Genomic DNA, 16,460 nt, shown 5'->3' with positions numbered 1-16,460 from the left:
TCGCCCCGTGACGACGGCGACGAGGGCATACGTCTCCCGCCTCGCCGGGTTGACCGTGTTCGACCCCAACGGCGACCGGGTCGGCAAGGTCCGCGACGTGGTCGCCGCCCTGCGCGTCGGCACCGCCGCGCCGCGGGTTCTCGGGCTCGTGGTCGAGGTGGTCGCCCGGCGGCGGATCTTCGTGCCGATGGGCCGGGTCACCGGCATCGACCCGAGCTCGGTGATGCTCGCCTCGGGCACGATCAACCTCAAGCGGTTCGAGCAGCGCGCGGGCGAGACGCTCGTGCTCGGCGAGCTCCTCGACCGCGCGGTCACCATCGCGGAGTCGGGCCGGAAGGCCACCGTCGTCGACGCCGGCATGGAGCAGACCCGCACCGGCGACTGGCTGCTCACCCGGCTCGCCGTGCAGGAGCCGGGCCGGCTGGGCCGCCGCGGCCAGCTGCACACGCTCAACTGGGACGAGGTCCTGGGGCTCGCGCTGTCCGAGGAGGACCAGGGCACCGAGACGCTGCTGGCGACCTACCGCGAGCTCAACGCCGCCGACCTCGCCCACGCGCTGCAGGAGCTCCCGATCAAGCGCCGGCACGAGGTCGCCGAGGCGCTGGACGACGAGCGGCTGGCCGACGTCCTGGGCGAGCTGCCGGAGGACGAGCAGATCACCATCCTGGGCACGCTCAGCGAGAGCCGGGCCGCCGACGTCCTGGAGGAGATGGACCCGGACGACGCCGCCGACCTGCTGGCCGAGCTCTCCAACGTCGACCGCGACCGGCTGCTCGAGCTCATGGAGCCCGACGAGGCCGAGCCGGTGCGCCAGCTGCTCGCCTACTCCGAGGACACCGCGGGCGGGATCATGACCAGCGAACCGGTCATCCTCTCCCCCGACGCGACGATCGCCGAGGCGCTGGCCCGCGTGCGCGACCCCGAGCTGACGCCGGCCCTGGCCAGCCAGGTCTACGTGTGCCGGCCGCCGTCGGCGACCCCGACCGGGCGCTACCTGGGCCTGGCGCACATCCAGCGGCTGCTGCGCGAGCCGCCGTCCTCGCTGGTCAGCGGGGCGCTCGACGACCTCGACCCGCTCACCCCGGAGGCGCCGCTGGCCGAGGTGACCCGCTACTTCGCCACCTACAACCTGGTCGCCGCGCCGGTGGTCGACCAGCAGGGCCGGCTGGTCGGCGCGGTCAGCGTGGACGACGTCCTCGACCACCTGCTGCCCGACGACTGGCGGGACCGGGCGCGCCGTGGCTGACGGACGGCGGCTCGACGTCCCGCGTGGGCACGCGCGCACGTTCGGCAGCTTCCTGCGACTGAACCCCGACGCGGTCGGCAGGTTCGCCGAGGCGATCGCCCGGTTCCTCGGCACCGGCCGGTTCCTCGCCGTCCAGACGATCATCGTGGTGCTCTGGATCGGGCTGAACGTCTTCGCCGTCTCGCTGCAGTGGGACCCCTATCCGTTCATCCTGCTCAACCTGGCCTTCTCCACCCAGGCCGCCTACGCCGCGCCGCTGATCCTGCTGGCGCAGAACCGGCAGGCCGACCGCGACCGCGTGCAGGCCGAGGAGGACCGCGCGCGGGCGGCGACCACCCGCGCCGACACCGAGTACCTGGCCCGCGAGCTGGCCGCGCTGCGGGTGGCGATCGGCGAGCTGGCCACCCGCGACTTCATCCGCGGCGAGCTCACCCGGCTCACCGAGGACCACCCCGAGGACCGGGAGAAGAAGAGCAAGAAGAAGAAGGACACCGCCGCTCAGCGCGCGCCCGACCCCATCGCGTAGAGGACGGCGGCCACCGGGTCGCCGGACGCGGTGTCGACGACGGTGTGCGGCTCGGCCCAGCCGTCGACCTCGCGGCCGGTCACCGCGGCCCAGTCCGGGTAGACGAGCCCGGGCAGGTCGCTGGCCCGCTGCTCCACCCGCCGTCGGTGCTCGGCGGCGTCCCCGCAGACCAGCCGCACCCAGCGGGCCGGCACGCCGTGCCGCTCCGCGAGGTCGGTCCAGGGTGTGCGGCTCCCCGCCACGGGGAAGACGGCGTCGGTGATCACCGTCGCCCCGCCGGCGAGCAGCGTGTCGGCGACGGTGAGCGCGAGCCCGTACCCGGCGGCCCCGACCTCGCCCTGCGGCGCCAGCCCGAGGTCGACCAGCCCGGCCTCCAGCGCGTCGATGCGGACGTGGGCACCCCGGGTCCGGCGGGCGACCTCGCGGGCTACGGTCGTCTTGCCGACCCCCGGGAGGCCGCCGATGAGCAGCAGCATCCCGCCATCTTCGCCACCGCCGGACCTGGCCGCCGAGCAGGTGTCCACCGACCGGCTCGAGCTCGAGCCGTTGCGCATCTCGCACGCGGCCGAGGCGGCCCGTGCCTTCGCCGACGAGCGGCTGCACACCTTCACCGGGGGCTCACCGGCGGACGAGGCCGCGCTGCGCGACCGCTACATCGTGCAGCTGCGCGGGCACTCCGCCGACGGCAGCGCGACGTGGCTGAACTGGATGGTGCGCCGCCACGACACCCTCGAGCTGGTCGGCACGGTCCAGGCGACCGTCACCGCCGAGGCGGCCGACATCGCCTGGGTGGTCTCGGTGCCGCACCAGGGCAACGGCTTCGCCCGGGAGGCCGCGGGCGCGATGACCGGATGGCTGCGCGACCGGGGCGTCCGGCACTTCACCGCGCACATCCACCCGGACCACGCGGCGTCGGCCGCGGTCGCGCGGTCGCTGGGCCTGTCCCCCACCGACGTCGTCGTCGACGGGGAGGTCCGCTGGTCCTGAGCAGAATTGTCGGCGCGAGGCCTCACAATCGCGGTGCCCGGAACGTCTACCGGGCATGGAGACGACAACGATGAGCAGGACGCACACCGTGGTGCCCTCGCCGATCGGCCCGCTGACCGTGGTGGCCGAGGGCGGCGCGCTGGTCCGGCTGGCCATGTCGCCGCCCGGCCGGTTCGTCGACGCCGAGATCGGCGAGCGGTCCGAGGACGGGTTCGGCGACGTCATCGAGCAGCTCGGTGAGTACTTCGCCGGCGACCGCACCGCCTTCGACCTGCCGCTGCGGCCGGTGGGCAGCGACTTCGAGCTGGCCGTCTGGGAGCAGCTGACCCTGATCCCGTACGGCGAGACCCGCTCGTACGGCTACGTGGCCAAGGCGGTCGGCGAGCCCGGCGGCGCGCAGGCGGTCGGCGCCGCGAACGGCCGCAACCCGCTGGCCGTCGTGGTGCCCTGCCACCGGGTGATCGGGGCCGACGGCAGCCTGGTCGGCTTCGGTGGCGGGCTGCCGCGAAAGAGGTTCCTGCTCGACCTGGAGCAGCGCGGCGACCGGCTGTTCTGACGTGCGCCTCGAACCGTTCGAGGCGGTGGTGCGACGGCACGGGCCGGCGGTGCTGCGGGTCTGCCGCGCCGTCGTCGGCCCGGACGCCGCCGACGACGCGTGGTCGGAGACGTTCCTCGCCGCGCTGCGCGCCTATCCCGAGCTGCCCCCGGGCAGCAACGTCGAGGCGTGGCTGGTGCGCATCGCGCAGCGCAAGGCGGTCGACCAGCTGCGCGCCGCGGCCCGCCGCGCCGTCCCGGTCGCCGAGCCCCCGGACGTCCCGAGCGCCCTCGGCCTGCCGGGTCAGGACGACGGAGAGCTGTGGACGGCGCTGGCCGCCCTGCCCGACCGACAGCGGCAGGCGGTCGCCTACCACCACCTCGCCGGTCTGCCCTACGCCGAGATCGCTGCCCTCGTCGGCGGCACCCCCGAGGCCGCCCGCCGCGCCGCCGCCGACGGCGTCGCCGCGCTGCGCCGCACCTACCGAGGAGACCTGCCATGACCCTGGACGCACTGACCGCGCGGCTCGCGGTCGAGGCCGAGGACGCCGGCCTGCTCGACGTCGCGTTCACCACCGTGGACACCCCCGTCGGCCCGCTGCTGCTCGCGGCCACGACCGAGGGGCTGGTGCGGGTGGCCTACGCGAACGAGGACCACGACGCCGTCCTGCAGACCCTCGCCGACCGGATCAGCCCGCGGGTGCTGCGCGCCCCGGCCCGGCTCGACGCCGCCCTCCGGCAGCTCGACGAGTACTTCGCCGGCCGGCGCACCGCCTTCGACCTGCCGCTGGACCTCCGGCTGTCGGCCGGCTTCCGCCGCGACGTCCTCACCCACCTGCGCGAGGTCGCCTACGGGACGACGGCGAGCTACGCCGCGCTGGCCGCCGCCGCCGGCAGCCCGCGCGCGGTCCGGGCGGTGGGGACGGCGTGCGCCACCAACCCGCTGCCGGTCGTCGTCCCCTGCCACCGGGTGGTGCGCAGCGACGGCGCGCTCGGCAACTACGTCGGCGGTGTCGTGGCCAAGCGCGCGCTGCTCGACCTCGAGGCGGCGGCATGAAGGACCGCGTCGACGCGCTGGACTGGGCTGACCTCACGGGAGAGGTCGACGCGGCCGGCAGCGCGCAGACCGCGCCGGTGCTGACGCCGGCCGAGTGCCGGGAGGTCGCCGCGCTCTACGACGACGTCGGGCGCTTCCGCTCGACGATCGACATGGCCCGGTACCGCTTCGGCAGCGGCCAGTACCGCTACTTCGACCACCCGCTGCCCGCCGTGGTCGCCGAGCTGCGCGCGGCGTTCTACCCGCACCTGCTGCCGATCGCCCGCTCGTGGGCCGAACGCCTGGGCCGGCCGGCGCCCTGGCCGGACGACCTCGACGAGTGGCTGGCCGTGTGCGCGGCCGCCGGGCAGGGGAAGCCGACGCCGATCCTGCTGCGCTACGTCACCGGCGACTGGAACGCACTGCACCGCGACCTCTACGGCGACCTCGTCTTCCCGCTGCAGGTGGTGATCGGCCTCGACGAGCCCGGCGTCGACCACACCGGCGGGGAGTTCCTCACCGTCGAGCAGCGGCCGCGCGCCCAGTCCCGCGGCTACGCGGCCACGCTGCAGCAGGGCTGCGGGATCGTGTTCACCACGCGCGAGCGGCCGGTCGCCTCGGCGCGCGGCTGGTCGGCGGCGCCGATGCGGCACGGCGTGAGCACCGTGCGCACCGGCGTCCGGCACACCCTCGGCCTCGTCTTCCACGACGCCGCCTGAGCCGTGTTCACCCTCCTCGGAGTCGACGGCCCGTACACCAGCGCGACCCCGGGCACCCTGGGCGGCAACTCGAGGCTGCGGATCTACGGCCGGCTGGACTGCTGGAGCGCCAACAGAGCTCTCGGCAAGGGCTACGAGACGATCCGCGTCTTCTTCGCCGACGAGGACACCGCCATCGCGGCCGGGTACCGGCCGTGCGGCCACTGCATGCGGGAGAAGTACCGCGAGTGGAAGGCCGCTCAGCCCCAGACCACGTGAACGAGCGCGCCGGTCGCCCCGGCCAGCAGGAGGACGACGATGAACGGCGCCCGCAGCGCCAGCGCGATCGCGGCGACGGCCAGCGCGACCAGCCGCCCGTCCAGCACCAGGTCGTGCCCGGAGGTGACCGCCTGGACGACGACGAGCGCGGCCAGCAGCGCGGCCGGCACGAAGTCGACGATCCGCATGACCCACGGCTGCTGCACCCAGGCCGCCGGCACCGAGAGGCCGACCAGCTTGAGCAGGTAGCAGCCCACCGAGCCGACGAGGACGACGGTCCACAGCACCCCGCTGCTCACGCCGGCTCCTCCGCGGCGGCCTTGCGCGGCGGGCCGGCCAGGGCCACCGCGACGACGGCGGCGATCACCTGGAGGCCCGGCGGCACGAACGGGGTCAGCACCAGTGCCACGACCGCGCCGCCCAGGGCCACCCGTCGCTGCACGGCGGCCTCGGGGAACGGCCTGCGCAGCCGCGGCCACAGCAGCGCGAGGAACGCCGCGGGGACGATGGCGTCCAGCGCCGCCTTCGCGGCACCGCCGAGGGCCGCGGCCCCGAACGCGCCGACCAGCGTGGTGACGTTCCACAGCAGGAAGATCGAGCCCCCGCCCACGAGGAACGCCAGGCGGGCCAGCACGCGGTCGGGCGCGGAGATCGCCAGCGCCGTCGTCTCGTCGATGACCCAGTGCGCCGTGGTGAACCGGCGGAACCCGCGCGGGGCTAGCAGCGGCAGCAGGCGGACGCCGTAGACGGTGTTGCGGGTGCCGAGGAGCAGGGCGCTGCCGATCGCGGCGAGCGCGCTGCCGCCGGCGCCGATCACGCCGATCAGCGCGAACTGCGAGGCGCCGGTGAACATCAGCAGCGACATCGCCGAGGCCTGCCAGGGGGACAGGCCCGCGGCGACGGCAGCCGCGCCGAAGGCGGCGCCGTAGAGGCCGACGGCCAGGCCGAGGCCGAGGGAGTCGCGCAGCGTCTCGGAGCGGGCACTGCGCGGCACGCGGCCGACCCTAACGACCGGCGGCACGCCCTCAGGCGGCCTGGTCCAGCAGCCGCACGGCCGCCGCGAACTCACGCACCACGACGATCCCGGGGCCGCTGGCGACGGTGGTCCCGGCGTCGGCGCCGAGGGAGCCGGCCGCCTGCCGTGCGCGCGCGGCCAGCGACAGCAGCTCGCGCCCGCCCGGGGTCCGGCTGTCGAACGAGTCGGGGTCCTCGCCGGCCACCCGGTCGAGGGTGGCGTGCAGGACGTCGCGGAGGAGGTCGGTGGTGGAGGTGGTGGTCTCGCTGCGGATCATCGTCGTCGTCATGGCGACGACTCTGGTTCTGAGGGGTGGCCCCGGACATCGGGCGATCGGGCAGTTCTGGACCGGACGCCGGGGCCGCTGGATCTGAGGGCCTCAGAAGCGCCGGCCGCGGCGCCGCCGCCGGTGTTGCCTGGTCAGCAGCACGAGGTCGCGGCGCAGCGCCCGCTCGTCGGCGTCGAGCGGCTCGGGGAAGGTCGGGTCGGACTCGTCGGTGGTCACGGTGCCAGCCTCGGGCCCGCGGCCAGGCCGGTACATCGGTCGATCACCCCATCTTCCGGTCAGGGGAACCCCTGAGCCGGCGACGGCGGGGCCGGCGACGGGAGTCGGCGACACGGAGGGCGTTCAGGAGGGGCGTCAACTCGAGAGGGCTGCTCATGCGGAGAACGCTCCGTCTGAGGTCTCCGCTCGGGCATCGGGCGATCGCGTCGTCCTCAGGGCGTCCTGCGTCTGAGGGGTCTCGGACGGGTGCGCAGCAGATCACCCCGCCGACCGACGGCACGCCGGATCGCCCGCCGTACAGTTGCGGAAGATCCGTTCCTCGCCTGGCACGGCCGGTGAGGGCACGGTTTCCCCGTCGAAGGAGACACAGGCAACGATGTCGGACACGCTGACCGGCTCGCCGGCGCTCGACGCCGTCAACGCGGCTCTGGCCACCGTCCAGGACCCCGAGATCAACCGGCCGCTCACCGAGCTGGGCATGGTCAAGGACGTGCAGATCGGCGCCGACGGCGCCGTCCGGGTCGAGGTCTACCTGACCGTGGCCGGCTGCCCGATGCGCGAGACGATCACCAGCCGGGTGACGACGGCCGTGTCCGCGGTCCCCGGGGTCACCTCGGTGCAGGTCGTGCTCGACGTGATGAGCGACGAGCAGCGCGCCGAGCTACGCCGCAACGTCCGCGGCACCGACGCCGCCGACCCGGTGATCCCGTTCGCCCAGCCCGGCTCGCTCACCCGCGTCTACGCGGTGGCCTCCGGCAAGGGCGGCGTCGGCAAGTCCAGCGTCACCGTCAACCTCGCCGCGGCGCTGGCCAAGCGCGGGCTGTCGGTCGGCGTGGTGGACGCCGACATCTACGGCCACTCGGTGCCGCGGATGCTGGGCACCGAGGACCGGCCCACCCAGGTCGACAACATGATCATGCCGCCGCAGTCGTACGGCGTGAAGATCATCTCGATCGGCATGTTCACCCCGGGCAACACCCCCGTGGTCTGGCGCGGCCCGATGCTGCACCGCGCGCTGCAGCAGTTCCTCGCCGACGTGTGGTGGGGCGACCTCGACGTCCTCCTGCTCGACCTGCCGCCCGGCACCGGCGACATGGCGATCTCCATCGCCCAGCTGCTGCCCAACGCCGAGATCCTCGTGGTGACCACGCCGCAGCTGGCCGCCGCCGAGGTGGCCGAGCGCGCCGGGGCGATCGCCACGCAGACCCACCAGCAGGTGGTCGGCGTCATCGAGAACATGTCGTGGCTCGAGCTGCCCGACGGCTCACGCATGGAGGTCTTCGGCTCCGGTGGCGGGCAGACCGTCTCCGACGCGCTGACCCGCACGCTCGGCGCCCGGGTGCCGCTGCTCGGTCAGATCCCGCTGGACACCCGCCTGCGCGAGGCCGGGGACGCCGGTGCGCCGATCGTCCTCGCCGAACCCGAGGCGCCCGCGGCGCAGGCGCTCGCGAAGATCGCCGACGGCCTGGCCACCCGCCAGCGCGGCCTGTCCGGCATGTCCCTGGGACTCACGCCCGTCCGGCACTGAGTTCACTGTCGTCCTCCGGACGACGACCGCGACCAGGAGCCGTCCCCGACCTGCGCTGAGCAGCTGCCCGCGCCTCGTCGGGGACCCTTCGGGCCCCGCTCCTCAGCTCGCCTCGCAGGGCGGCTCCGCTACGTCGCGTCGAGGTCGAAGGGCGGGGGCGTCGCCGCATCGCGGGGCTTGGCCGCCGCGGCCGCCGGCGCCGCTCCGGTCGACCCGTTGACCAGGCCGGCCGAGCCGTTGGCACTGCCGCGGTGCACGGTCGGGGCGTCGTCGTCCCCGAACAGCTGGTCGCGGATGAACGTCTTCGGGTGGTACTTGCGCAGGTCGAGGTCGCGCAGTTCGTCGAAGTCGTCGCCCATCGAGTCGCTGACCTGCTCGCGGATGCCCGTGATCGCCTCGCGGACCTTCTTCAGCCCCTGAGCGGCGTCCTTCGCCAGGCCCGGCAACCGCTCGGGTCCGAAGATGAACAGCGCGGCCAGCGCGAGGACGACGATCTCGCCCCAGCCGATCGAGTCGAACACGCTGCCAGGGTAGCCGCGCACCCTGGGCGTGGGCTGTGCCCGGACCGGGCGAAACTCAGGCCTTGTCGAGCGTGGCCTTGACCGTGGACGACGACCCGCCGCGCACGATCTCGATCGTCACCGTGTCGCCGGGCTTGTGCGAATCGATGGCCACGGTCAGCTCCTCGGAGCTGCCCACGGGCTGGTCGTCGACGGCGATGACGACGTCCTGCTCCTTGATCCCGGCCTTGGCGCCGGCACTGCCCGGCTCGACGTTGAGCACCAGAGCCCCGTCGCGCGTGCCGTCGGTGACCGAGCGGGTGTTCACGCCGAGCGAGGCGTGCACCGCCGAGCCGGTCGAGATCAGCTGCTGGGCGACCTCGCGCACCGTGTCGATCGGGATCGCGAAACCGAGGCCGATCGAGCCGCCGCTGGTGCCGTTGCCGCCGAGCGAGGCGATCGCGGTGTTGATGCCCACCACCGCGCCGGAGGCGTCGACCAGGGCGCCACCGGAGTTGCCCGGGTTGATCGGCGCGTCGGTCTGGATGGCGCTGATGACGGCGTTGGTGTCGCTGCCCTCGCCGGACAGCCGCACCGGCCGGTCGAGCGCGCTGACGATGCCGCTGGTGACCGTGCCGGCCAGGCCCAGAGGCGAGCCGATCGCCACCACCGGGTCGCCGACGACCACGTCGTCGGACTCGCCGAGCGAGGCGGTGACCAGGCCGGGCTTGTCCACCTTGATGACGGCGACGTCGCTGGCCGGGTCGCGGCCGACGATGCGCGCGGCCGAACCGCTGCCGTCGGAGAACACCGCCCGGATCTCGGCGTCGGCGTTGTCCGCCGCACCGGAGACGACGTGGTTGTTGGTGACGATGTAGCCGTTGTCGCCGTCGATGACCACGCCGGATCCGGTGGCGCCGGAGTTGCCGACCCGCACCTCGATGGAGACGACGGCGGGCATGATCCGCTCGGCGATGTCGGCCACCGAGCCGGGCTCGCGGCTGATGCCCGGCGAGACGTGCGAGAGCTTGCTGTCCTGGGACAGCAGCGGCGTCTCCGCCGTCTTGCGGGTCAGGAAGTAGCCGACCCCGCCGCCGATCGCGCCGACCAGGAGGACGGCGAGCAGCGCGAGGACCGACAGCCGGATCGACAGGTCGCGCAGCCGGACCTTCCTGCGGCCCTTGGCGTCGACGACGATCGGGCCGTCCTGCTCCTCCTCCTCGTCGTAGACCGCGGGCGCGCCGAGGCCGGACGGCGAGTGGGGGTCGCGCCACGGGTCGGCGGCGGCGTCGGGCTTCCACCACGGCCCGGAGCTGGTGCGCCGCCGGCCGGGACGGCCGCCGGGCGGGTCCTGCAGCCCGGTGCGGCCGGGGCCGGACGGGGCGAACGCGCGCAGCACGGCCTCCGGTGGCGGGGGCGGCGCAGGCCGGGACGGCGGCAGCGGCCGGTCACCGGCGAAGCTGCCCCCCACCTGGGCCGGGCGGCCGAACGCGGCCTCCTGCGCGGGGTTGGCCTCGGGCACGGCGGTGCGCCGTGGCGCCACGCGGTCGGCGGGTGCGTCGAAGGAGCCGGTCGCGCCCTCGGGACGGGAGAAGACGTCGTCCGCAGGCCCGGGACGGCGCTCGTCGGAGCTGCTCAGGGCGTACCGCCACGGACGGCGGGGGCCAGCGACGCGTTGCTGACCGTGAGGGTGCGGACGACGGGCGGCACCACGTCAGTGTGCTCCTCGGGAACCGACGGCCGGGCGACCGGCCCGGACGGCACGCCGTCGTTCGCGGCGGGCAGGGTCAGCGCGAGGGCGACCACGCCCAGGCCGACGCCGGCGAGCGTGCCGGTGATCCCCCGGCGCAGCCAGCGTGCGGTCGCGTCGTGGCGCCCCGGCCGGTGCGGCCGCAGCGACACGGCCCACGAACCGTGCGTGCCGGAGACGGTGAGCGAGTCCGGACCCGCGGCCAGCGTTCCCGGGCCTCCGCTCCCGGGCACGTCGGCGGTGAACGGGATCGCGCACAGCCGCGACAGCAGGTCACCGGGGACGGCGACCTCCTGCGACCGCAGCAGCGCCTCCTTGGCCTCCCGCTGCGCCTGCACCGCCATGCGGCACGTCGCGCAGCCGGTGAGGTGCGCCGCGGCCCGCCGGGCGGGACCTGCGGTCAGCTCGCCGTCGACGAGCGCGGCGATCGCCTCCTGGGCGAGATGACTTTCCGGGATGCTCATGCGAGACCTCCCTCGACCATCGGACGGCGGGGCGCCAGGTGGGCGAGCGCCTCGCGCAGCTGCACCCGGCCCCGGTGGATCCGCGAGCGGACCGTGCCGAGCTTGATGCCCAAGGTCGCCGCGATCTCCTCGTAGGTGAGCCCCTCGATGTCGCAGAGCACGACCGCGACGCGGAAATCCGGTGACAGCGCATCGAGTGCCGCCTGGATCTGCGGGTCGAGGTGGGTGTCGGCGTAGACCTGCTCCGGGGACGGCGCCGTCCCGGGCAGCCGCTCGGTGTCCTCGGGCAGCGCGTCGAACCGGATCCGCTGCCGGCGCCGGACCATGTCCAGGAACAGGTTCGTGGTGATCCGGTGCAGCCAGCCCTCGAACGTGCCGGGGGTGAAGTCGGCCAGCGACCGGAAGACGCGGACGAAGGTCTCCTGGGTCAGGTCCTCGGCGTCCTGGGCGTTGCCGGACAGGCGGTAGGCCAGCCGGTAGACCCGTGCCGAGTGCTCGCGCACGACCTGCTCCCACGACGGCGCGACCCACTCGCCGGCGGCGGGGACGACCACCGGCTCCGGGTCGGGTTCCGAGACCGCCGCTACCGGGGCGGGGGCAGGCGGCAGTGCTCGCGTCAGGCGCACAGAAGCACCAACGGACGAGCTGGGACGACGTGTTCCCGCCCACAGCGAACTCCCAGGGAACGGGCGCCCCGACGCGGCGCAGCCCGGCGTGGACCGCGGCGCCCACTACCCTCGGCCGGTGATGAGAGCCGAGGGACCGCCGGCGACCGGCAGCACCGAGGCCGCCGCTTACGCCGACCGCTACGCGGTCGAGTCCCCCGCGCTCGTCGAGACCCGGGCGCGCGCGATGCGCCTGTCCACCCCGCCGATGGAGCCCGCGGCCGGTGCCGCGCTCGCCCTCCTGGTCGCGACCGGCGGGGCCCGCCACGTCGTCTCGATCGGCGGCGGCGGGATCGCCGGGCTCTGGCTGCTGCAGGGCATGCGCCCCGACGGCGTCCTGACCGCCCTGGACGGCGATCCCGAGCAGCTGCGCTCCGCGCGCGCCGCGTTCGCCGACGCGGGCATCCCGCCCGGCCGCACCCGGCTGATCTTCGGCACTCCGGGCGAGGTGCTCCCCCGGCTCTCCCCCGGCGCGTACGACCTGGTCAGCTGCGCCGGTGCGCCCCGCGAGTACAGCGCGCACCTGCCGACGCTGCTCGACCTGCTCCACCCCGGCGGCGTGGTGTCCTTCCACGGCCTGCTGGCGGGTGGCCGGATCGCCGACCGGGCGATCCGCGACCCGCAGACGGTCGCCTGGCGGGAGCTGGCGCGGACGATCCGCGAGGACGAGACGCTGACCTCCGCCGTCCTCCCCGCCGGCAGCGGGCTGCTGGTCGCCACCAAGCGGAACGAGCCGACGAAGCGCTAGACGATGGCGCGGGCGCCCTTGCCGAGGACGGCGACGCCGCCGGCGGAGACGTCGTAGTGCTGCTTGTCGAAGTCGTGGTCGACGCCGATCCGCGCCCACGCCGGGACGACGACGTTCTTGTCGAGGATCGCCCGGCGGACGTAGGCACCCTCGCCGATGATGACGCCGTCCATGAGCACGCTGTCCTCGACCCGGGCGCCGCGCTCGATCCGCACGCCCGGTGAGACGACGGAGTGGTGCACCGAGCCACCGCCGATGATCGCGCCGGCGCTGACCATCGACTCCTCCGCGCGGCCGCCGAGCACGAACTTGGCCGGGGGCAGCTGCGGCGGCGAGGTGAGGATCGGCCAGCGGTCGTTGTAGAGGTTGAAGATCGGCGTCACGGACACGAGGTCCATGTGCGCGTCGAAGTACGAGTCGATCGTCCCCACGTCGCGCCAGTAGCCGTGGTCGCGCTCGGTCGCGCCCGGGACGATGTTGGTGGAGAAGTCGTAGACCCAGGCCTCGCCCTGCTCGGCCAGCATCGGCATGATCGAGCCGCCCATGTCGTGGGCCGACGACTCGTCCGCGGCGTCGGCACGCAGCGCCTCCAGCAGCATCTCGGTGCTGAAGACGTAGTTGCCCATGGAGGCGAAGCTCTCCTCGGGCGAGTCCGGCAAACCGGGCGGCTCCGCTGGTTTTTCCAAGAATCCGCGCACCTTGCCGTCGGCGTCGGCGTCGATGACGCCGAACCCGGTCGCCTCGTGCCGCGGGACCCGCAGCCCGGCGATGGTCACCCCGGCACCGGTCTGCAGGTGCTGGTCGATCATCTGGCCCGGGTCCATCCGGTACACGTGGTCGGCGCCGAACACCATGACGATGTCGGGCCGGGCGTCGTAGATGAGGTTGAGGCTCTGGAAGATCGCATCGGCGCTGCCGGTGTACCAGCGCGGGCCGAGCCGCTGCTGCGCCGGGACCGGGGTGATGTAGTTGCCCAGCAGCTGCGACAGCCGCCACGTCGTGGTGATGTGCCGGTCGAGGCTGTGGCTCTTGTACTGGGTCAGGACGGCGATCTGCCGGACCTCGGCGTTCACCAGGTTGGACAGCACGAAGTCGATGAGGCGGTAGTTGCCCCCGAACGGGACCGCCGGCTTGGCCCTGTCCTGCGTCAGAGGAGCAAGCCGCTTCCCCTCACCGCCCGCCAGGACGATGCCGAGAACCCGTGGACCGCCGCGCATGAATCGAAACGTAGCCGGTCAGGGCACGATCTGCGCCGCCGGTCGGCGTGAGTACGCCCCCTAGGGTGACCGCGTGCGCATCGGGATCGTGACCAGGGAGTGGCCGCCGGACGTCTACGGCGGCGCGGGTGTCCACGTCGAGCACCTCGTCGCCGCGCTCCGCTCGCTGCCGGCGGGGCCGGAGCTCGACGTCCACTGCTTCGGCGGGCCGCGCGAGGACGCCGTCGGCCACGAGGTACCGCCCGGGCTGGCCGGGGCCAACGGTGCGCTGCAGGCGGTGGGCGTCGACGTGGAGATCGCCGGCGCGCTCGCCGCCGTCGACCTCGTGCACAGCCACACCTGGTACGCCAACACCGCCGGCCTGCTCAGCACGCTGGTGCACGGCGTCCCGCACGTGATCACCGCGCACTCCCTGGAGCCGCGCCGGCCGTGGAAGGCCGACCAGCTCGGCGGCGGCTACCGGCTGTCCTCCTGGGTCGAGCGCACGTCCTACCTCGCCGCGGACGCCGTCGTCGCCGTCAGCCACGGCATGCGCGACGACGTCCTGGCCGTCTACCCCGAGCTGGACCCGGCGCGGGTGCACGTGATCCACAACGGCGTGGACGCCGACGCCTACCGGCCGGTCGTCGCGCCGGACGTCGTCCGCTCCCTCGGCGTCGACCCCGACCGGCCGTACGCGCTGTTCGTCGGCCGGATCACCCGGCAGAAGGGGCTGGCCCACCTGCTGGCCGCGGCCGAGCAGCTGCCGCCGGAGGCCGGCCAGCTGGTGCTGTGCGCCGGTGCGGCCGACACCCCGGCGGAGCGGCAGCAGGTCGCCGACGCCGTCGCCGCGCTGCAGCAGCGCCGCGGCGGGATCGTGTGGATCGAGGCGATGCTCCCCCGCGAGCAGCTCGTCCCGCTGATCACCGGCGCGACGGTGTTCGTCGTCCCGTCGGTGTACGAGCCGCTGGGCATCGTCAACCTGGAGGCCGCCGCCTGCGGCACCGCGGTGGTCGCCAGCGACGTCGGCGGCATCCCCGAGGTGGTCGCCGACGGCACGACCGGCCTGCTGGTGCCCTACGACCCCGAGGACCCCCGGGCGTTCGAGGCCGGCCTGGCCGCGCGGATCGCCGAGCTGCTCGCCGATCCGCAGCGCGCCGCCGCGATGGGCGCCGCGGGCCGGGAGCGCGTGCTCTCGGACTTCGGCTGGCCGGCGATCGCGCAGGAGACGGTGGGGCTCTACACCGCGATCCTCAACGGGCGGCCCTGAACCGCAGCTCGTCGCCGGGACGCAGCTGGGCCGCCATCGGCAGGTCGGCGGTGACGACGACGGCGAGCACCGGGTAGCCGCCGGTCACCGGGTGGTCGGCGAGGAAGAGCACCGGCGCGCCGTCCGGGGGCACCTGCACCGCGCCGGGCACCAACCCCTCGCTGGGCAGCTCGTCGTCGCGCGCCCGCTCCAGCCGCGGACCGGTGAGCCGCAGGCCCACCCGGTCGCTGTCCGGGCTGACCGTCCAGCCGTCCGAGGTCAGCCGCGTCCACGCGTCGGGCGCCAGCCAGTCGCGGCGCGGACCGGGCAGCACCCGCAGCACCGGCCGATCGGGCGGCGGCCGCACCGGTGCCACATCGACGACCGGCTCCTCGCCTGCCGCGTCCCCGACGGCGAGCACGTCCCCGGCCGCCAGCGGCTCGGGGCCCAGTCCGCTGAGCCGGTCGGTGCTGCGCGACCCGAGGACCTGCGCGACGTCGACCCCGCCGCGCACCGCGACGTAGCTGCGCAGTCCGATCGCCGGCGTGCCGAGCACCAGCTCCGCCCCGGCCGGCACGGTCAGCGGCGCGTTGCACGGCGCCGCGCGGCCCGCGACGGTCACCGGCACGGGGGCGCCGGTGACCGCGACCAGCGTCGTCCGCTCCGCGCGCAGCCGCAGGCCGCCGGCGGTGGCCTCCACCGTGGCCGCCGAGGGGAGGTTGCCGACGAGCCGGTTCGCCAGGTCGTGCGCGGCGCGGTCGGCGGCTCCGGAGCGGGGCACGCCGATCGCGGCCCAGCCGGGGCGGCCGGCGTCCTGCACGGTGGCCAGCGGCCCGGGCGCGAGCACGCGCAGCACGCTCAGCGCACCTCCCGCAGCCGCACCCGGGTACCCGGGATGAGCAGTGCGGGTGGGTCGCGGTCGACGTCGAACAGCACGGCGTCGGTGCGGCCGACCAGCTGCCAGCCGCCGGGCGAGGCGCGCGGGTACGCGCCGGCGAACGGTCCGGCCAGGCCGACCGCGCCGGCCGGCACCCGGGTGCGCGGGGTGCTGCGCCGCGGCACGTGCAGGTGCTCGGGCAGCCCGGTGAGGTAGCCGAAGCCCGGCGCGAAGCCGCCGAAGGCGACGGTGAGCTCGGCGGCGGTCAGCTCCTCGACCAGCTGCGGCACCGGCCGCCCGGTGAGATCGGCGACGTCGGACAGGTCGGGGCCGTCGAAGACGACCGGCAGGTCCACCGTCCGGACGGCGTCGTCCCCGGCGGGCGGGGTCAGCGGCAGACGGCGCAACCGGGCGCTGTCGGTCTCGGCCGGCGGCCGGTCGAGCAGCACCAGCACGGTGCGGGCGGCCGGTACGAGGTCGACCTGACCGGGCAGCGGGTCGTGGTCCAGCGCGGTGCGGACGGCGGCGACCGCGTCGAGCCCGTCGACCTCGACCAGCAGCGCCCGGTCGCCGTACGGCAGCACGACGAGGCGGTCGCTCACCCGGCCATGATCGCGCGCACCCCGCCCGGACCGGCGGCCGGGCGGCTGCGGGCGG

Annotated in this window: 23 protein-coding genes; 11 read left to right on the top strand and 12 right to left on the bottom strand. The window is 74.9% G+C overall.

Going from position 1 to position 16,460, the window contains the following annotated elements; translation table 11 throughout:
* Positions 1 to 7: 7 nt before the first annotated feature.
* Positions 8 to 1,246 carry a magnesium transporter MgtE N-terminal domain-containing protein gene (locus GGQ55_RS14280; protein ID WP_179717753.1) on the top strand — a complete coding sequence of 413 codons (1,239 nt, stop codon included), beginning with the start codon at positions 8 to 10 and terminating at the stop codon, positions 1,244 to 1,246.
* On the top strand, positions 1,239 to 1,772 hold the full coding sequence (locus tag GGQ55_RS14275) for a DUF1003 domain-containing protein (RefSeq protein ID WP_179717752.1): 534 nt from the start codon (positions 1,239 to 1,241) through the stop codon (positions 1,770 to 1,772). Before GGQ55_RS14280 ends, GGQ55_RS14275 begins: the two co-directional genes overlap by 8 nt.
* On the opposite strand, the gene GGQ55_RS14270 is transcribed toward GGQ55_RS14275, so the two are convergent.
* Complete coding sequence (locus tag GGQ55_RS14270; protein ID WP_179717749.1) at positions 1,745 to 2,248, bottom strand: P-loop nucleotide/nucleoside kinase family protein; 504 nt, start codon at positions 2,246 to 2,248, stop codon at positions 1,745 to 1,747. The genes GGQ55_RS14275 and GGQ55_RS14270 overlap by 28 nt on opposite strands.
* Between GGQ55_RS14270 and GGQ55_RS14265 the strand changes: the two genes are divergently transcribed.
* From GGQ55_RS14265 to GGQ55_RS14240, 6 genes are all read left to right on the top strand, one after another.
* Entirely contained in the window at positions 2,235 to 2,759 is a 525-nt protein-coding gene (locus GGQ55_RS14265; protein WP_179717747.1) for a GNAT family N-acetyltransferase, read from the top strand. The two genes, GGQ55_RS14270 and GGQ55_RS14265, sit on opposite strands and share 14 nt — an antisense overlap.
* A 70-nt stretch (positions 2,760 to 2,829) precedes the next feature.
* Complete coding sequence (locus GGQ55_RS14260; RefSeq protein ID WP_179717745.1) at positions 2,830 to 3,315, top strand: methylated-DNA--[protein]-cysteine S-methyltransferase; 486 nt, start codon at positions 2,830 to 2,832, stop codon at positions 3,313 to 3,315.
* 1 nt (position 3,316) lies between these two features.
* A complete protein-coding gene (locus tag GGQ55_RS14255) occupies positions 3,317 to 3,796 on the top strand; it encodes an RNA polymerase sigma factor (protein WP_179717743.1) in 480 nt (159 codons plus the stop codon).
* The gene (locus GGQ55_RS14250; protein WP_179717741.1) at positions 3,793 to 4,350 is read left to right on the top strand and encodes a methylated-DNA--[protein]-cysteine S-methyltransferase; all 558 of its coding nucleotides are present in this window, start codon (positions 3,793 to 3,795) and stop codon (positions 4,348 to 4,350) included. Before GGQ55_RS14255 ends, GGQ55_RS14250 begins: the two co-directional genes overlap by 4 nt.
* A complete protein-coding gene (locus tag GGQ55_RS14245; RefSeq protein ID WP_179717739.1) occupies positions 4,347 to 5,048 on the top strand; it encodes a 2OG-Fe(II) oxygenase in 702 nt (233 codons plus the stop codon). The genes GGQ55_RS14250 and GGQ55_RS14245 overlap by 4 nt, the downstream gene beginning before the upstream one ends.
* Positions 5,049 to 5,051: 3 nt before the next feature.
* A complete protein-coding gene (locus tag GGQ55_RS14240; protein ID WP_179717737.1) occupies positions 5,052 to 5,306 on the top strand; it encodes an Ada metal-binding domain-containing protein in 255 nt (84 codons plus the stop codon).
* Here GGQ55_RS14240 and GGQ55_RS14235 read toward each other — a convergent pair.
* The 4 genes from GGQ55_RS14235 to GGQ55_RS27850 all read right to left on the bottom strand — a co-directional run bounded on the left by GGQ55_RS14235 (position 5,288) and on the right by GGQ55_RS27850 (position 6,826).
* The gene (locus GGQ55_RS14235) at positions 5,288 to 5,605 is read right to left on the bottom strand and encodes an AzlD domain-containing protein (protein WP_179717735.1); all 318 of its coding nucleotides are present in this window, start codon (positions 5,603 to 5,605) and stop codon (positions 5,288 to 5,290) included. The genes GGQ55_RS14240 and GGQ55_RS14235 overlap by 19 nt on opposite strands.
* Entirely contained in the window at positions 5,602 to 6,300 is a 699-nt protein-coding gene (locus GGQ55_RS14230; protein WP_179717733.1) for an AzlC family ABC transporter permease, read from the bottom strand. The genes GGQ55_RS14235 and GGQ55_RS14230 overlap by 4 nt, the downstream gene beginning before the upstream one ends.
* 31 nt (positions 6,301 to 6,331) lie before the next feature.
* Positions 6,332 to 6,610: a hypothetical protein gene (locus GGQ55_RS14225; protein WP_179717731.1), complete on the bottom strand. Its 279-nt coding sequence runs from the start codon at positions 6,608 to 6,610 to the stop codon at positions 6,332 to 6,334.
* 90 nt (positions 6,611 to 6,700) lie between these two features.
* Positions 6,701 to 6,826, bottom strand: a complete 126-nt coding sequence (locus GGQ55_RS27850) for a hypothetical protein (protein ID WP_281371305.1) — start codon at positions 6,824 to 6,826, stop codon at positions 6,701 to 6,703.
* Positions 6,827 to 7,202: 376 nt separating this feature from the next.
* Between GGQ55_RS27850 and GGQ55_RS14220 the strand changes: the two genes are divergently transcribed.
* Entirely contained in the window at positions 7,203 to 8,354 is a 1,152-nt protein-coding gene (locus tag GGQ55_RS14220; protein WP_179717729.1) for an Mrp/NBP35 family ATP-binding protein, read from the top strand.
* 128 nt (positions 8,355 to 8,482) lie between these two features.
* Here GGQ55_RS14220 and GGQ55_RS14215 read toward each other — a convergent pair whose 3' ends face one another.
* From GGQ55_RS14215 to sigE, 4 genes are all read right to left on the bottom strand, one after another.
* A complete protein-coding gene (locus GGQ55_RS14215; protein WP_179717728.1) occupies positions 8,483 to 8,875 on the bottom strand; it encodes a twin-arginine translocase TatA/TatE family subunit in 393 nt (130 codons plus the stop codon).
* 55 nt (positions 8,876 to 8,930) lie between these two features.
* Entirely contained in the window at positions 8,931 to 10,397 is a 1,467-nt protein-coding gene (locus GGQ55_RS14210) for a S1C family serine protease (protein ID WP_366489321.1), read from the bottom strand.
* Between the two features lie 92 nt (positions 10,398 to 10,489).
* Positions 10,490 to 11,068, bottom strand: coding sequence for an anti-sigma factor family protein (locus tag GGQ55_RS27845; RefSeq protein ID WP_179717726.1), 579 nt, complete (start codon positions 11,066 to 11,068; stop codon positions 10,490 to 10,492).
* Positions 11,065 to 11,622, bottom strand: a complete 558-nt coding sequence (gene sigE, locus GGQ55_RS14200; protein ID WP_179717724.1) for an RNA polymerase sigma factor SigE — start codon at positions 11,620 to 11,622, stop codon at positions 11,065 to 11,067. Before sigE ends, GGQ55_RS27845 begins: the two co-directional genes overlap by 4 nt.
* A 193-nt stretch (positions 11,623 to 11,815) precedes the next feature.
* Here sigE and GGQ55_RS14195 point away from each other — a divergent pair, with 193 nt between their 5' ends.
* Positions 11,816 to 12,481, top strand: a complete 666-nt coding sequence (locus GGQ55_RS14195) for an O-methyltransferase (RefSeq protein ID WP_179722725.1) — start codon at positions 11,816 to 11,818, stop codon at positions 12,479 to 12,481.
* Here GGQ55_RS14195 and glgC read toward each other — a convergent pair.
* Positions 12,478 to 13,698, bottom strand: a complete 1,221-nt coding sequence (gene glgC, locus GGQ55_RS14190) for a glucose-1-phosphate adenylyltransferase (protein WP_179717722.1) — start codon at positions 13,696 to 13,698, stop codon at positions 12,478 to 12,480. The genes GGQ55_RS14195 and glgC overlap by 4 nt on opposite strands.
* Before the next feature lie 73 nt (positions 13,699 to 13,771).
* Here glgC and glgA point away from each other — a divergent pair, with 73 nt between their 5' ends.
* A complete protein-coding gene (glgA, locus tag GGQ55_RS14185; protein ID WP_179717720.1) occupies positions 13,772 to 14,947 on the top strand; it encodes a glycogen synthase in 1,176 nt (391 codons plus the stop codon).
* Here the strand turns inward: glgA and GGQ55_RS14180 are convergent.
* Positions 14,931 to 15,782: a 5-oxoprolinase subunit C family protein gene (locus GGQ55_RS14180; RefSeq protein WP_179717718.1), complete on the bottom strand. Its 852-nt coding sequence runs from the start codon at positions 15,780 to 15,782 to the stop codon at positions 14,931 to 14,933. The genes glgA and GGQ55_RS14180 overlap by 17 nt on opposite strands.
* 2 nt (positions 15,783 to 15,784) lie before the next feature.
* Complete coding sequence (locus GGQ55_RS14175) at positions 15,785 to 16,405, bottom strand: 5-oxoprolinase subunit B family protein (RefSeq protein ID WP_179717716.1); 621 nt, start codon at positions 16,403 to 16,405, stop codon at positions 15,785 to 15,787.
* Positions 16,406 to 16,460 lie beyond the last annotated feature (55 nt).

It is taken from the genome of Petropleomorpha daqingensis (assembly GCF_013408985.1).
GTDB classification, from domain to species: domain Bacteria; phylum Actinomycetota; class Actinomycetes; order Mycobacteriales; family Geodermatophilaceae; genus Petropleomorpha; species Petropleomorpha daqingensis.
The sequence above is the reverse complement of the archived record's forward strand: the minus strand, read 5'-3'. Positions and strand labels throughout refer to the sequence as shown.